Raw genomic sequence first — 15629 nt, forward strand, 5'->3', positions numbered from 1 at the left:
ATTTCCTCCGGGAAGGGGTGCGGGTGCTGGCGCAGGGCCTCATGGAGCTGGAGGTGTCCCAGCAGATTGGCGCCAGCCGGTACGAGCGGTCTGCCGACCGCAGCACCTACCGCAATGGCTATCGGGAGCGACAGTGGGATACGCGGGTCGGGACGATCGATCTGCAGATCCCCAAACTCCGCAAGGGCTCTTACATGCCCAGCTTGCTCGAACCGCGCCGGCGGGCCGAGAGAGCCTTGGTGGCGGTGGTTCAAGAGGCCTACGTACAAGGGGTAAGTACCCGGAAGGTGGACGACCTGGTACATGCCTTGGGCATGACGGGGGTGAGTAAAAGTCAGGTCTCGCGGCTCTGCGCCGAACTGGATGAAGTGGTTGAGGCCTTCCGCAATCGACCGTTGGAGGGCCGCTATCCTTACGTCTGGCTGGATGCAAAGTACGTGAAGGTCCGGGAAAACGGCAGGGTATCGAGCATGGCGCTGGTCGTCGCCGTCGGGGTGCGGGAAAACGGCGACCGTGAGATCTTGGGATTGGACGTCGGCCCCAGCGAAGACGGCGCCTTCTGGACCGCGTTTCTGCGTCAACTGGTTGCCCGCGGCCTCAAGGGTGTGCTGCTAGCCATCAGTGACAACCATGTGGGCCTGCGGGAAGCGATCCGGACGGTGCTGGGCGGAGCCAGTTGGCAGCGCTGCCGCGTGCACTTCATGCGCAACCTGCTAGGCTACGTCCCCAAGCACTGGCAGTCCATGGTTGCGGCTGTGGTGCGGACGATCTTCGCACAGCCGGATCAGCAAGCGGCAAGGCGCCAACTGGCCGCTGTCGTTGACAACCTGCGGCCGCAGTTCCCCCGGGCCGCTCAGATGCTCGAAGACGCCGAGGAGGACATCCTGGCCTATATGGCCTTCCCGGTTGAGCACTGGCGACAACTGCACTCCACAAACCCTTTGGAACGGCTGAACAGAGAGATCGGCCGTCGGACGGACGTTGTTGGTATCTTCCCCAACCGAGAAGCCGTGATCCGCCTTGCGGGAGCTGTCCTGATGGAGCAGCAAGACGAGTGGACGGCGGCTCCGAGGCGGTATTTCAGCCAGGCATCCATGGCCAAGCTGTACACTGGCAAGCAAAGTGTCAGCAGCACCGACTTCCTGGCGCTCAGTGCCGACTAACGGAAACAAGATTTCGGGAACCCAAAGTACACCACTTGACGGGACATGATCTTTATGTCTCATGCTTCACATAGTCACCAGCTAGAGTGAAGATGCTTGAACCACTTGCCACAGGCATACAGTAATGCCTCGGCCACGTTGAGGGTATGACGACGTGCGTCGTCAGAACTCGATGCTATCGAGAACCAGGCTCGAAAGAATATGCCCACCCCCACAGGGTGGGCGGCTTTCTTCGCGCCCAAAAGCACTTATCCCCCAATAGTCTAACACAAATAGCACTTGCGTCGTTTCCTGGAGCTATGGTATTGTCTCCCTGGAGAAACAACCGTGAAACAAACCGTTTCTCCAAAGGGGGCCACAGCCGATGAAGCGCTGGACCATCCGCGACGTCGCCAAGGTCGCCGGCGTTTCCCCCGCCACCGTTTCCCGGGTGCTGAACGACAACCCCTCGGTGGCCCCCGAACTCGCCCGGCGCGTCCATGACGCCGTCCGCACCCTCGAGGGCGGCCGGACGCCCAAGCGCATCGCCGTCGTGCTGCCCCGCCGGCTCGAGGCCTACGAGCCCGACCCCATGGGCGGCTCTTTCTACGGCCCGGTGATCACCGGCATGCACCAGGTCTTCCAGGAGGCCGGCCACGACCTCACCCTGCTGCCGTACAGCCCCGACCAGGGGGCGGAGGCCGTGCTCCGGGTGGAGCGGGACCGGTCCGACGCCCTGATCCTCATCGGCGCCGATGCCTCCGAGGAGCTGGCCCTCGAGGCCCAGCGGCGGGGCATGCCCGTGGTCGTCATCGACCGGCTCGTGCGGGGCGTAGACTCTGTTATCTCGGACAACTTCGGCGGCGCGGAGGAGATCACCGCACACGTGCTCCGGCAGGAGTACCGCCGCCTGGCTTTCGTGAGCGAGTCCTTCAGCGACCCCTCGTTTGCCGCCCGCCGGAAGGGCTTCGAGCGGGCCATCGCCCGCAGCGGCCTGGAGGGGCTCGACGTGCGCCAGTACGAGCTCGGGTTCGCCTGGTCTGCCGCTGCGGCGGTGGTGGAGGAGCTGTGCCGCGCCCTCGAGCCGCCCTTCGCCATCGTCGCCGGCAACGACATGACCGCCCTCCACATCCTCGGCATCCTCAAGGCCAAGAACCTCTCCATCCCGGACCAGGTGGGCCTCGCCGGGTTTGACGACATCGCCCAGGCCAGCCTCGTGGACCCGCCGCTGACCACCGTGCGGGTCGACAAGGTGGAGATGGGCCGCCTGGCCGCCCGGCGGGTGCTGGAGCGGATGGAAGTCGGCGACCTGCTGCCAATCACCATCACCATGCACGTCGCCCTGATGGAGCGGGCGTCCACCGCCCTTCGGAGATCCCGCCAGCAGGGGTGATTCGCCCCGGCGGCGTTCTCACCGCGTAACTCACTAAGGGGGTATTGGGATGAGACGGACTCCGAAAGTACTTGCCTCCATGCTGCTGGCGCTCTCACTGGTCTTCTCCGCCTGCGGCAGCAAGCAGAGCACCGAGCCGCAGAGCAGCCAGCAGCCCACTACCCAGACCCAGCAGACCACGGAACAGCAGCCCACCCAGCAGGAGCCTGCAACCAAGGAGAAGGTGACCATCCGCCTCGCCACCTGGGCCGGCGCCGACGAGTCGGCCGAACTGCAGCAGATCATCGACAAGATCAACGCTGAGGCCACCGACTTCCAGATCGTCCACGAGCCCGCACCGGCTGACTACTACACCAAGATCCAGACCATGCTCGCCGGCGGCACCGCGCCCGACCTGATGTGGCTGTCCCAGGAGTACGTGGTACCTTACGCCTCCAAGGGCGCCCTCATGGACCTGACCGACCGGCTGAAGAACGACAGCCGTCCGACCGCCAACCTCGACGACTACTTCCCGATGGTGCTGGAGCACGCCCAGTACGAGGGCCGGATCTACGGCCTGCCCTGGATCGCCCAGCCTGTGATCGTCTACTACAACGAGCAGCTGTTTGACGACGCGGGCCTGCCCTATCCCACCGACGACTGGACCTGGGAAGAGTTCCGCGAGCTGGCGGTGAAGCTCACCGACAAGGAGAAGGGCATCTACGGCACCAGCTTCAACGGCTGGCCGCCCGTGCAGATGTTCATCTGGCAGGCCGGCGGCGAGGTCATCTCCCCCGACCTGAAGAGCTCGCCCATCGACTCGCCTGAGGCCGTCCAGGCGCTCGACTTCTACGCTTCGATCATCTACAACGAAGAGGTTGCCCCGTCGGAGGCCACCATCAACGAGCAGGGCTTCGGCGAGATGTTCAAGGCGGGCAAGATCGCCATGTACTTCGGCGGCGCCGCGGACGACCTCGACCGGGTCGAGGGCCTGCGGGTCGGCCACGTGAAGGTGCCGAAGGGCCCGAAGGATCAGACCAACTTCGCCTGGTCCGCCTCCACCGTCGTCAACGCCAAGACCAAGTATCCCGATCAGGCGTATGAGGCGCTGATCGCCCTGACGGAGGGCATCCACCACTGGAAGATCGTCCCGCCGCGGAAGTCGCTGGCCACCAAGGAGCAGGTCATCGCCAACGAGCCGCGCAAGGAGAAGGCTGCCGACACCATCGTCGCGGCGGCGCCGGAGATGCGGGCTTACCGCATCATCCCGCGGCATCCCGAGTGGGACACCATCTTCTGGGAGCAGCTGCAGGATCCTCTCTACCACGGGAAGGGCACAGCCGCGGAGCTGGCCAAACAGGCCCGGGCGGCTCTGGAAGAGGTCCTGCCCTAGTGGGCGCACGGGCGGGCCGGCCCCCTGGGCCCGGGGCGGCGGGCCCGTCCGCTCAATAGCAGGGGGGAATGCCCGTGTCGAATCCCTACATTTACACCCTGGTCCACTGGGTCGTGGTCGGAGCGGCCATCCTGCTCCTGATGCTGGTGGTCTACGGCCTGCTGCGGGCGATGAAGGCCGGCCGGTCCACGGCCGTCGGTTACGCCCTCATCCTGCCCTGGCTGCTGGGCTTCATCATCTGGCAGATCTACCCGTTCGTCTTCTCGCTCTACCTCGCCTTCACCGAGTACGACGTGCTCACGCCGCCCAAGTGGGTGGGCCTGGAGAACTTCCGCTACATGTTCACCAAGGACCCCCGCTTCTGGCCCTCGGTGCGGCTGACCGTGTTGTACTCGGTGATCAGCGTGCCTCTGGGGATGCTGGGCGCCCTGGCCACCGCCACGCTTCTGGCGCAGGACGTGAAGGGCGTGGGCTTCTGGCGGACCCTCTACTACGTGCCGTCGGTGCTGCCCGCAGCCGCCACCGCCCTCCTCTGGCGCTGGATGTTCGCCAGCCAGGGGCTGATCAACACCCTGCTGGCGCCCTTCTACCGCCTGCTGGACATGCAGCCGCTCTCCTGGTTCTCCGATGAGCGGCTGGTGCTGCCTTCCTTCGTGATCATGTCGTTCTGGGGCATCTTCGGTTCCAACACCGTCATCCTGCTGGCCGCCCTCAAGAACGTGCCCATGGAGCTGAAGGAGGCGGCCCGGGTGGACGGGGCCGGCTCGTGGACCGTCTTCTGGCGCATCACCGTACCGATGATCTCGCCGGCGCTCTTCTACGTGCTGATCATGGGCGTGATCGGCGCCATGCAGAACTTCACCGCCCCGCTCTTCATCCGGACCCCGGGCGGCGCCGGCACCTTCCTGAACGTCTACGTCTACCAGCAGGGCTTCACCCAGTTCAAGATGGGCTACGCCTCCGCCATCGCCTGGTTCCTGATGATCATGATCCTGATCCTCACGGCCCTGGTCTGGAAGTTCTCGGAGGCGCACGTCTACTACGAGGGCGAAGTCCGCAAGCACTGACGCGAGGGGAGGGAGTCCGGAATGAACACCAAGGTGCTCAACTTCATCAAGGCCTTCGTCACCTACTTCCTGCTGACGCTGGGCGCGGCCGTGGTGGTGGTGCCCCTGTTCTGGATGGTCTCCACCTCGCTGAAGGGGCCCGACGCTCTCTTCACCTACCCGCCGGAGTGGATCCCCAGGCCCCCGGTCTGGCGCAACTACATCGAGGCGTGGAAGGTCCTGCCCTTCGGCCGGTTCCTGTGGAATACCCTCTTCATCACCATCCTGGCGATGGTGGCCGAGCTGCTCACCACGTCGCTGGTGGCCTTCGGCTTCGCCCGCTTCCAGTTCAAGGGCAGGAACGTGCTCTTCTTCATCCTGCTCTCCACCATGATGCTGCCCGGCGTTGTGACCATGATCCCCAGCTTCCTGCTCTGGTCGAAGCTGGGCCAGGTCGACACCTTTGACCCGCTCACGATTGGCGCCTGGTTCGCGTGGGGCCCCGCCTACATATTCATGATGCGACAGTTCTTCCTCACCATCCCCCGCGAGATGGAGGAGGCGGCGCTCATCGACGGTGCCAACGTGTTCCAGATTTACTGGCACATCATGCTGCCCCTGATCCGCCCCGCACTGCTGGCCATCGGCGTGCTCTCCTTCCAGGGCAACTGGAACAACTTCCAGGCGCCGCTGATCTACCTGAACTCCATGGAGAAGTTCCCCATGATTCTGGGCCTCAAGTTCTTCGAGCAGACGCTCTCCAAGGAGGCCCCCATGTGGAACTACATGATGGCCATGTCGGTGCTGATGGCGCTGCCGATCCTGGGTCTCTTCTTCGCGGCCCAGCGGTACTTCATCGAAGGACTCAACGTCGGCGCCACCAAGGGGTAAGCCGTGGGAGGTGACCCGCATGCGGTGGAAGCCTGCCCTGTGCGTCGCACTCCTGCTGGTGCTTGTGGCCGGTTGCACGGTGCGGCCTGCCTCAGCCCCCGCCCCCGAGAGCGACGGCGGCGAGCCTCCGTGGGGGCCGGAGGCGGTGGAACGACCGATGCGAAGCGGCCTGATCAACCTGACCCACCTGAACAGCCTGGTGGAGCCCATGGCCGTGGAGGGGCGGGAGCTCTCCCTGGTCCACATCTACTCGGAGGCCCCCGACTACGGCTGGGTGGACGCCAGCGGTGAGGGCATCGCCTGCGTGGACGACGTGGCCCGCGCGGCCATCGTCTACCTCAACTACTACCGCGACACCCACGACCCCGCCGCCCTCGCGCACGCCCGGCGGCTGCTGAACTTCGTCATGTACATGCAGGCGGAGGACGGCGAGTACTTCAACTTCGTCACCGACAACCAGGGCACCATCAACCGCACCGGCCAGACCTCGTACAAATCGTGGTCCTGGTGGGCCGCGCGCGGGCAGTGGGCCCTGGCCGAGGGGTATGCCCTCTTCCGTGACCTGGACCCGGATTACGCCGCGCAGTTGAAGGAAGCCTACCTCCGGGGGGAGGAGGCCCTCCGGCGGAACCTGGTCGGCTACGGCAACTGGGACGAACTGCACGGCACGCAGGTGCCGGGCTGGTTCCTGGGCGGGGGCTCTGACCTCACGTCGCTCGCCCTCTACGGCCTCGCCGTCTGGTACGAGGCGGAGCCCAACGAGCAGACCCGGACCCTGGTGGAGCAGCTGGGCGAGGCGGTGGCCGCGTACCAGCTGGGCTCCTACGCGGAGTACCCCTTCGGCGCGCAGCCCTCCAACGTGAGCTCCACGGCCCTCTGGCACGCCTGGGGCAGCCACCAGGTGATGGCCTTGGCCCGGGCGGGCCGGGTGCTGGGCCGGGGCGACTGGATTGCCGCCGCCCGGCAGACCGCCGATTCCTTCTATACTTACCTGCTGGTTACGGACATGATCAATGAAGCGGCGGTCAGCTTCAAGCGGCAGGGGCAGATTGCCTACGGCATCTCGATGCTGATCCACGGCTTCGACGAGCTCTACCGGGCCACCGGCAGGGTGGAGTACGCCCGCTACGCCGGCCTGGCAGGCTCGTGGTTCTTTGGCAACAACATCGCCGGCGTGGCCATGTACGACCCCGAGACGGGGCGCGGCTACGACGGCATCAACGGCGCCAATGCGTTCATGGTGAACCGGAACGCCGGCGCCGAGTCCACCGTGGAGGCGCTGCTCTCGCTCCAGCGGATCGTGCGGGAGCCCGAGGCGGCCCGGTACCTCGAATACCGGGAGGTGGAGCGCTCCTACGCCGCGGTGGTGGAGGTGGAGAGCGGCGAGCCGGTGGCGGGCGACCCCCAGTACGGGCGCCGGGAATGGACCGGCGAGGCCAACTTCTCGGGCGGCCGCTACTACGCCCTGGCCCCCGGTGACGCGGTGGAGCTGGACCTGCACGTGGCGGAGGCGGGGGAGTACCACCTCTACCTCGCCCACGAGCGGCAGGCGGCCCCGCAGGACCCGCTGGCCAACGCCGTGCCGGCCGTCCGGACGGCGGGCCCGGTGACCATCGACGGCGTGCTGGACGACGCCGAGTGGGCCGGCGCCCCGGTGCTGGCGGTGGAGCGGCCGGAGCAGGTGCTGCGGGGACGGTCCACCTGGCCCGGCGCGGAAGTCGACTCGTTCCGCTTCCGCCTGCTCTGGGACGATGAGAACCTCTACATCGGCGCCGAGGTGCGCGACCCGGAGCACAGCCAGGAGAGCATCGGCCCCGGCGTCTGGCGGGGCGACGCCCTCTGGGTGTACCTCGACACGGCCGGCAACGGCAGCCGGGTGGACGTGAAGCTCACCTTCGCCCAGACCCCGCAGGGTCCGCAGGTGTGGGACTGGAAGGGCGAGGGCTTCCTGCCGGGCGCCCGTTTGGCCTTCCAGGAGCGCGAGGGAGGCTATGTGTATGAGGCCGCACTGCCGCTGGCCTCGCTCGGCCGGCTGGACGGCTTGAGCGGCCGGGCGGCGGGGCAGGGGGACTGGACGGCCGAGGCGGCCGCGACCGCCGAGGACCCCACCGTCTGGATCGCCGGCATCGACATCGGCCGCGGGAGCACCGGCGGCGGCTTCATGTGCTGGACCGGCCTCGACCCGGATGCGGCCGAGAACCTCGCGCCGCTCATCTTCACCACAGCGCCGCCCCCGCAGCAGGACGTGGTGGTCCCCACCTCGCAGGGCCCGGGCGACGTGGCCGTGACGGTGCAGGTGGGCGAGCACGAGGCGCTGGTGCTGCAGGAGGCGGTAAGCCCCGACCGGGACTACCTCTGGCTCGACCGCCTGACCGGGCTGCCGCTCAAGCTCGAGCCCGGCGACTACAAGGTGCGCATCACCGGCAGCGGCGCCGACTCCCAGCGGCGCTCGGTGGTGGACGCCCTCTGGCTGGTGCCCAGCCGCCAGCGGAAGGTGCTGGAGGGCCCCGACGGGCGGCGGCTCGAGCTGATCCGCCACTGGAACGCCGGTTTCACAGAGTGGAAGGAGTGACCGCATACGATGCAGGAACCAATTCGGTTGGGCATCTCCGGCCTTGGCGGCTTCGGTCAGTTTGCGCTGGACGCCTTCGCGCAGATGCCTGAGGTCCGGGTGGTGGCCGTGCACGACGTCGACGCGGAGCGCGCCGCCCGGATCGGCGCCGCGGCGGGTGCGGCGGCCTGCACCACCTACACGGACCTGGTGAGCCACCCGGAGGTGGAGGCGGTCTACCTGGCCACGCCGCCCTCGTCCCACGGCCCGCAGGTGCTGGAGGCGCTGCGGCACGGGCGCCACGTCTTCGTGGAGAAGCCGCTGGCCATCCGCATGGAGGACGCGGAGGCCATCCAGCGCCTGGCCGCGGCGGCGGGGCTGCGGGTCGGCATCAACTACGTGCTCCGCTTCAACCCGATCTACCGCCTGGCCCGGCGCATCGTGAAGTACGAGCTTTTCGGCGCGCTGCGCCACATGAGCCTCGAGAACGACGCCGCCGACGAGCCCCTGCCCCCGGGCCACTGGTTCTGGGACCCCGGGGTGAGCGGCGGGATCTGGGTGGAGCACGGCGTGCACTTCTTCGACATCGCGGCGCACCTGGCCGGCGCCCCCGGCGAGATCCTGCACAGCCGGGCCTGGCGGCGCGGCGAGGAGGGTCCCGTCGACCGGGTGATGGCGATGGCCCGGTTCGGCGACGTGCCCGCGACCTTCTACCACGGCTTCGACAAGCCCCGGCGCATCGAGCGGACCACGTTCCGGCTGGCGCTGGACGTGGGCTACCTGGACGTGCTCGGCTGGATGCCGGTGGCGCTGGAGGCCGAGGCGATTCTGGACGAGGACGGCATTGAGGCGCTCACGACGATGGTTTCCGGCGGTGCGCTGGCGATGGGCGCGGGACGGATTGCCCCCATCCGGACCCAGCTGGAGCTGGTCGAGGGGTATCTCTCCGCAGACCGGAAGACCGAGGGCCGGTGGACGGCCCGGGAGGTCAGCCACCGGGTGAAGCTGCGCGTCGAGTGCCCCGAGGGCAAGATGACGGTCTACGCCCGGACGATCCAGGCCGGCATCGCCGATTTCGCCCGGAGCGTGCGGGATTCGTCGTATCAGCCCGAGGTCACCCTGAAGGACGCGGCGGCCTCCCTCGCTCTTGCGGTTGCCGCCACGCGCGCTCAGGGCTGACCCGTGCGTGAGCCCGACCGTTCCCGGAACCACTCCACAGGAACAAGGAGGCCCCGATTGTGCTGAAGCTCAGGCGACTCTCACAGCAACCCATCCTCACGCCGGTGCGGGAGCACCCGTGGGAGCGGGAGGCCGTGTTCAACGCCGGCGCGCTGTACCAGAACGGGCTGATCTACCTGTTCTACCGGGCGGTGGACAGCCGCTTCAACCTGAACAGCCCGGTGCCGCGGCCGGAGGAGAAGTTCGTCTCCCGCATCGGCCTGGCCATTTCGACCGACGGCATCCACTTCAGCCGGTTCGACCGGCCGGTCTTCGAGCCGGCCACCGAGCAGGAAGCGTGGGGGGTGGAGGACCCGCGGATCACCCGCCTCGGCGACACGTACTACATGTGCTACACCGCCTTCGGCGGCAGGCACTGGCTGGACTACCGTCCGGCCATCGCCTGGTCGAAGAACCTGTTCGAATGGCACGGTCGCGAGATACTTCTGGACGAAACCAATAAGGATGTGGCACTATTTCCGGAGAAGGTGGGTGGGCGCTACGTGCTCCTGCACCGGCGGGAGCCCAGCATCTGGATCGCCTTCTCGGACGACCTGAAGCACTGGACCGATCACAAGAAGATTATGGAGCCGATTCCGGGCAGCTGGGAGGCGAAGAAGATCGGCGCCGCCGGCCCGCCCCACCGCACGGAGGCGGGGTGGGTGCTCTTCTACCACGCCGTGGACAGCGACCACGTCTACCGGCTCGGCGTGGCGCTGCTGGACCTGGATGATCCCACCAAGGTCCTGGCCCGGTACCCGTACCCGATCCTCGAGCCCGAGACCGACTGGGAGCGGCACGGCCTCGTGCCCAACGTGGTCTTCTCCTGCGGCTCGGTGGAGAAGGACGGCGCCTACTTCGTGTACTACGGCGCCGGCGACTGCTGCATGGGCGTGGCGGCGGTGGACCGCACCTTCCTGCTGCGGCACCTGACGCAGCAGATCTAGGGCAGGCCCTCGGCCCCTGATGTTCCGACCCGGCTCCGTACCGTTCGGCCCCCACGTAGTGTCATCCTCGTCAGGAGGCCATGCGATAGATGATCAAGCTGGAGCGACTCTCCAATAAGCCCATTCTCGAACCTAACCCCGCCAACGAGTGGGAGCGGGCGGCCGTCTTCAACACGGCGGCCATCTATGACAACGGGCTCTTCCATCTGCTGTACCGGGCGACCAACATCGGCGGCCACGCCCGCTACGGCCGGTACATGAACGCCATCGGCTACGCCGTCTCCACCGACGGCATCCACTTCACCCGCCTGGACCGCCCCGTCCTGGCTCCCGGCGAGCACATCCAGGAGCTGCGGGGGGCGGAGGACGCCCGCCTGGTGAAGATCGGCGACACGTATCATCTCACCTACACTGGCTTCTCGGACCGGTTCGAGGGCGACTACCGCATCTGCAGGGCCACGTCCAAGAACCTGATCGTCTGGGAGCGGCACGGCCCCGTGCTGGACGAACCCAACAAGAACGCGGCGCTCTTCCCCGAAAAGATCGGTGGCCGCTACTGCCTGCTCCACCGGCGCTATCCCGACATCTGGCTGGCCTACTCTGACGATCTCGTCACGTGGACCGACCACAAGAAGGTGCTCTCGCCAATTCCCGGCACGTGGCAGGACGCCCGCGTGGGCATCGCCGGACCGCCGATCCGGACGGCCCAGGGGTGGGTGCTCATCTACCACGGCGCGCGCAAGGCCGACAACTCCTACCGCCTGGGCGTTGCCCTGCTGGACGCCAGCGACCCGTCGATCGTGCTGGCGCGGCAGGCCGAGCCGATCATCGAGCCGGAGTTGGAATGGGAGCGGGTGGGCTTCGTGCCCAACGTGATCTTCTCCAACGGCCACGCCGTGCGGGGCGACGACCTCTACGTGTACTACGGCGGCGCCGACACCGTGATCGGCGTGGCGGCGACGCGCATGTCGGACCTGAAGTTCTGAGGCACCGGCCCAAAAGGTCTACACGGCCCGGCACGCCGGGCCGTTGGTGCCATTTTGGCGCTAGTCTGGTTCCTGCGTGTTTCCGCAAGCCCGTGGCCCACGCCGGTTTGGGGCCACGGGCTCATTCTTGCCGCAATGCCCGGAGCACAAGTGGCGACCGCCGTCCGGAGGAGTTTCGGACGGCGGTTCATATGTTAGTCGTTGAAAGGATCGGGCAGGGGTGAGGCCGTGTGGTCAGCCTTACCGTCAGGGCCATGCTGGCGCTGCAGCACCTGCTGAGCGCCCCGGGACCGGTCACCGTCGGCGCCCTGGCCCGCCGGCTGCGGGTGAGCCCGCGGGCGGTCCGGTACGACCTGCAGGCCGCAGACGCCTGGCTGCGCGCCCGGGGCCTGCCCCGGCTGCGCCACCAGCCCGGCGTCGGCGTCAGCTTTGCCGGATCGGACCGCGACCGCCATGAGGCGCTGCAGGCGCTCTCGGCCATGACCCCCGACGTCTACGTCGCCACGCCGCGGGAGCGGCTGCAGCTCTTGCTCATCCTGCTCTTCGCCGGCGAGGGGAAGCTCACGCATCAGGCCGTGCGGGAGCGGCTCTCGATCAGCAAGAGCACCCTGACCCGCACGCTGGGCGAGGCGTCCCGGTGGCTCAGCCGCGACGGCCTGCGCCTGCGGGCGGGCCCCGGGGGCCTGGCGGTGGAGGGGGACGAGGCGGACCAGCGGCGGGCCATCGCCCGGCTGATGGGCGAGGTGCTGGACACGGAGAGCCGGCTCGCGCTCCTGCCCTCGTTCCGGAACGCCGTCCCGCCCATGCGCCAGCCCGGTCCTGCGGCCGAGTTCCTGCGGCTGCTGGACCGGCGGGACCTCCCCTGGCTCGAGTCGTGCGCCCTGGCGGCCCAGGCTGACCTCGGCGTGACCTTCACCGACGCCGCCCTGGCCGACCTGGTGCTCAACCTGGCCGTGGTCGTGCGCCGCATCCGCCGGGGGGCGCTCCTGGGCGGTGCGGAGTCACTGCCCGGGCCCGCGGCGGCGCCCGGCGACCGCCCCCCGGGTGCCGTGAGCAGCGCCGTGGTGCGGGTGGCGGAGCAGATCCAGGCCCGCCTGGGCTGCGCCCTGCCCCGCGGGGAACTGGCGTACCTGGACGCTCTCTTCCGGCGCCTGCACGTGCAGGCCGGCGGCTCCGCGCTCGACGTGCGGGAACTGGCCCGCTGCATCGCCCTCCATGCCGAGAGCGCCCTGGGCTGTCCGCTGGCTGGCGACCAGACCCTGCTCGATTCGCTGGCCCTGCACCTCGGACCGGCCCTCGCCCGCATCCAGCAGCGGGCGCCCGCCCCGCCGAACCCGCTGCTGCAGGACGTGCAGCGCGACTATCCGCTGCTCTACCAGGTGGCCTCGTGGGCCACCGGGATCGTGCGGCGGCGCACCGGGGTGGAGCTCACGCCGGACGAGATCGGCTACATCGCCATGCACCTGGGCGCGGCGCTGGAGCGGCAGCGGGAGCGCCCGACCCCGCCGGGACGGATCCTGGCCGTCTGCCCCACCGGTCTGGCCACGGGCCAGCTGCTCGCCGCCCGGCTCCAGGCGGAGTTCGGCCCGGGCGTGACGGTGCAGGTGACCTCGCTCCGGGAGGTGGCGGCGCGGGCCCGGCAGGGGGACCTGATCGTGGCCACGGTGCCCATCCAGAGCACGTCCGCCCGGGCGGTGACCGTCCATCCCCTGCTGCCGCGCGTCGACGCCGCCCGGGTTGCGATTGCCCTGGGGCGGGCCGGCGGCGTGCCCAGCGCGACCGACCTGATCGACAGCATCATGGCCCTGGTGGCCCGGTACGCCACGATTACGGACCCACCGGGGCTGCGCCAGGCGCTATCCCGGCTCGTGACCCACCGTCCGGACCCCGCGCTTTGGGAAGGAGGCCAGCCGATGCTACGAGATCTGCTCACAGAACGGACCGTCGCCCTCGACGTGGAGGCGGATACCTGGGAGGATGCGGTACGGGCCGCAGGCAGTCTGCTGGTGGCGGACGGCAGCGTCACGCCGGCCTACGTGGAGGCCATGGTGCAGACCATCCAGTCGCTCGGCCCCTACATCGTCCTGGTGCCGGGGGTCGCCGTGGCCCACGCCCGGTACGGTGCCCACGTGCTGCGGGTGGGCATGAGCCTCGTCCGGCTGCGGCGTCCGGTAGCCTTCGGGGCGGGGGAGAACGACCCGGTCGATCTGGTCTTCGCGTTCGGGTCGCCGGACAACGCGAGCCACCTGAAGGCGCTCTCGGGCCTGGCCCGGCTGCTGGGCGACGCCGATGCCCTCAGGCGCCTGCGGGAGGCGACGGAAGTGGAGGAGGTGGTGCGCCTGATTCAGTAGCGGTGTCCTGCGCGTGACCAACAGCACATCAACCAGCTGCGCATGAGGAGGGATTGCCGCATGAACGTGCTCTTGACCGTTGCCCAGTGGCTGGCGGATAACCTGTTCGGCCAGCCGGCTATCCTGCTGGGCCTCGTCGCCCTCGTCGGCCTGATTGCACAGGGGAAGTCGTTCAACGACATCGTGCTGGGTACTGTGAAGACCATTGCGGGCTTCCTGATCCTCGTTACCGGTTCCAACGTGCTGGTCGCCGCGCTCAACAACTTCCAGCCCATCATTCAGCAGGCCTTCGGCATCACCACCCCCACCACCGCCGGCGGTGCGATGGGTCTCGACCAGTTCATGGCCACCTACAGCGGGCAGGCCGCCCTGGTCATGACCGTCGGCTTCCTGATCAACGTCATCCTGGCCCGCGTGACCCGCGCCAAGTACATCTACCTCACCGGCCACCTGATGTTCTGGGTTGCCCTCACCATGATCGCGGTGGTGAAGGAGGTCTTCCCCAACGCCTCCATGGCGCTTACCGTGCTCTTCCCGGCCGTGGTCTGCGGCGTCTACTGGACCCTCCAGCCGGCCCTGATGCAGCCCTACATGCGCCGCATCATGGGCAATGACAACGTGGCGTACGGCCACACCTCCGCCTTCGGCAGCTGGGTGGGTGCCGTCGTGGGCGGCCGCATCGGCAACCCCGAGCACAGCACCGAGAAGGTCACCATCCCCAACACGATCTCGTTCATGAAGGACGTAACCGTGAGCACGAGCCTCACCATCGGCCTGGTCGCCGTGATCGCCGCCCTCTTCGCCGGACGGGAGTTCGTCAGCGAGATGGCGGGCGGGATGAACTACATCATCTACGCCCTGCTGGAAGGCCTGAAGTTCGGTGCCGGCACGGCGGTGCTGCTGCAGGGCGTTCGCATGATCCTGGCCGAGATCGTGCCGGCCTTCCGGGGCATCGCCACCAAGATCGTCCCGAACGCCAAGCCCGCCCTCGACTGCCCGATCATCTTCCCGTACGCCCCCATGGCGGTCATCATCGGCTTCCTCTCCGCGTTCGTCACCTTCATCGTCCTGATGCTGATCTTCGGCGCGACGGGCTGGGCCGTCATCATCCCGCCGATGATCGCCCTCTTCTTCCCCGGCGGCGCGGCCGGCGTGTTCGGCAACTCGACCGGCGGCGTGCGGGGTGCGATCTTCGGCGGTGCGTTCATGGGCTTCCTGCTGGCCGTCGGTCAGGCCATCTGTGCCAAGATGCTGGGCACCACGGCGCCGGAGCTGGCCATCATGGCGGACCCCGACTGGTACATCCTGGTCCTGATCTTCAAGCCGTTGCTGAAACTCTTCGCCTAGCGCAAGCGGCAGGGGCGGGCGGCGCCCGCCCCTGCACTCGGATATGAGGGGAGCGATGGGTCGTGGCTGACAAGGAGCTGTTTATCCTCACGGTCTGCGGGGTCGGGATGGGCAGCAGCCTCGTGCTGCGCATGTACGTGGAGGACGTCCTCAAGGAGATGGGCCTCAAGGCCAGGGTGGAGGCCACGGAGGTCTCCATGGCCGCCGGTTCGGGGGCCGACATCATCATGGCCTCGCCCACCCTGATGGAGGTCCTGCAGGGGGCAGCGCCTACCGTCATCCCCATCTTCAACTTCACGGACACCAAGGAGATCCGGGCGAAACTGGAGGAGTACCTGGCCGGCCGGAACCCGTCCTGACCGGGCGTGACGCTGAGCTGGGGGAC

The 15629-nt window shown here is 68.0% G+C and carries 12 protein-coding genes; all 12 read left to right on the forward strand.

Translation table 11 applies throughout. The annotated features are described in order from the left end of the window. On the forward strand, nucleotides 1-1163 hold a 1163-nt coding region (locus tag AB2385_RS14990), incomplete at its 5' end, for an IS256 family transposase (protein ID WP_367655817.1). Between the two features lie 364 nt (nucleotides 1164-1527). Then, nucleotides 1528-2535, forward strand: a complete 1008-nt coding sequence (locus AB2385_RS14995) for a LacI family DNA-binding transcriptional regulator (protein WP_367655818.1) — start codon at nucleotides 1528-1530, stop codon at nucleotides 2533-2535. Nucleotides 2536-2584: 49 nt separating this feature from the next. Beyond that, nucleotides 2585-3907, forward strand: a complete 1323-nt coding sequence (locus AB2385_RS15000; RefSeq protein ID WP_367655819.1) for a sugar ABC transporter substrate-binding protein — start codon at nucleotides 2585-2587, stop codon at nucleotides 3905-3907. A 68-nt stretch (nucleotides 3908-3975) separates the two neighbouring features. Beyond that, nucleotides 3976-4974: a carbohydrate ABC transporter permease gene (locus tag AB2385_RS15005; RefSeq protein WP_367655820.1), complete on the forward strand. Its 999-nt coding sequence runs from the start codon at nucleotides 3976-3978 to the stop codon at nucleotides 4972-4974. A 21-nt stretch (nucleotides 4975-4995) separates the two neighbouring features. Next, nucleotides 4996-5844 (forward strand): carbohydrate ABC transporter permease, encoded by an 849-nt coding sequence (locus AB2385_RS15010; RefSeq protein ID WP_367655821.1) that lies wholly within the window; start codon nucleotides 4996-4998, stop codon nucleotides 5842-5844. Between the two features lie 19 nt (nucleotides 5845-5863). Continuing rightward, a complete protein-coding gene (locus tag AB2385_RS15015) occupies nucleotides 5864-8416 on the forward strand; it encodes a sugar-binding protein (protein WP_367655822.1) in 2553 nt (850 codons plus the stop codon). 9 nt (nucleotides 8417-8425) lie between these two features. Then, nucleotides 8426-9574: a Gfo/Idh/MocA family protein gene (locus AB2385_RS15020; RefSeq protein ID WP_367655823.1), complete on the forward strand. Its 1149-nt coding sequence runs from the start codon at nucleotides 8426-8428 to the stop codon at nucleotides 9572-9574. Nucleotides 9575-9633: 59 nt separating this feature from the next. Next, nucleotides 9634-10560: a glycosidase gene (locus AB2385_RS15025; protein WP_367655824.1), complete on the forward strand. Its 927-nt coding sequence runs from the start codon at nucleotides 9634-9636 to the stop codon at nucleotides 10558-10560. A gap of 89 nt (nucleotides 10561-10649) precedes the next feature. Beyond that, nucleotides 10650-11546 carry a glycosidase gene (locus tag AB2385_RS15030; protein WP_367655825.1) on the forward strand — a complete coding sequence of 299 codons (897 nt, stop codon included), beginning with the start codon at nucleotides 10650-10652 and terminating at the stop codon, nucleotides 11544-11546. A gap of 230 nt (nucleotides 11547-11776) precedes the next feature. Next, nucleotides 11777-13897 carry a transcription antiterminator gene (locus AB2385_RS15035; RefSeq protein ID WP_367655826.1) on the forward strand — a complete coding sequence of 707 codons (2121 nt, stop codon included), beginning with the start codon at nucleotides 11777-11779 and terminating at the stop codon, nucleotides 13895-13897. A 60-nt stretch (nucleotides 13898-13957) separates the two neighbouring features. Then, nucleotides 13958-15244: a PTS ascorbate transporter subunit IIC gene (locus AB2385_RS15040; RefSeq protein WP_367655827.1), complete on the forward strand. Its 1287-nt coding sequence runs from the start codon at nucleotides 13958-13960 to the stop codon at nucleotides 15242-15244. Nucleotides 15245-15306: 62 nt separating this feature from the next. Continuing rightward, nucleotides 15307-15603 carry a PTS sugar transporter subunit IIB gene (locus AB2385_RS15045; protein WP_367655828.1) on the forward strand — a complete coding sequence of 99 codons (297 nt, stop codon included), beginning with the start codon at nucleotides 15307-15309 and terminating at the stop codon, nucleotides 15601-15603. Nucleotides 15604-15629: the final 26 nt, after the last annotated feature.

This window comes from Symbiobacterium sp. (assembly GCF_040797425.1).
Lineage (GTDB): Bacteria > Bacillota > Sulfobacillia > Symbiobacteriales > Symbiobacteriaceae > Symbiobacterium.

Bases quoted from the DNA above. Each gene is read 5' to 3' on its own strand.
- AB2385_RS14995 (WP_367655818.1), top strand. From the start codon at position 1,528: ATGAAGCGCTGGACCATCCGCGACGTCGCCAAGGTCGCCGGCGTTTCC.
- AB2385_RS15000 (WP_367655819.1), top strand. From the start codon at position 2,585: ATGAGACGGACTCCGAAAGTACTTGCCTCCATGCTGCTGGCGCTCTCA.
- AB2385_RS15005 (WP_367655820.1), top strand. From the start codon at position 3,976: ATGCCCGTGTCGAATCCCTACATTTACACCCTGGTCCACTGGGTCGTG.
- AB2385_RS15010 (WP_367655821.1), top strand. From the start codon at position 4,996: ATGAACACCAAGGTGCTCAACTTCATCAAGGCCTTCGTCACCTACTTC.
- AB2385_RS15015 (WP_367655822.1), top strand. From the start codon at position 5,864: ATGCGGTGGAAGCCTGCCCTGTGCGTCGCACTCCTGCTGGTGCTTGTG.
- AB2385_RS15020 (WP_367655823.1), top strand. From the start codon at position 8,426: ATGCAGGAACCAATTCGGTTGGGCATCTCCGGCCTTGGCGGCTTCGGT.
- AB2385_RS15030 (WP_367655825.1), top strand. From the start codon at position 10,650: ATGATCAAGCTGGAGCGACTCTCCAATAAGCCCATTCTCGAACCTAAC.
- AB2385_RS15040 (WP_367655827.1), top strand. From the start codon at position 13,958: ATGAACGTGCTCTTGACCGTTGCCCAGTGGCTGGCGGATAACCTGTTC.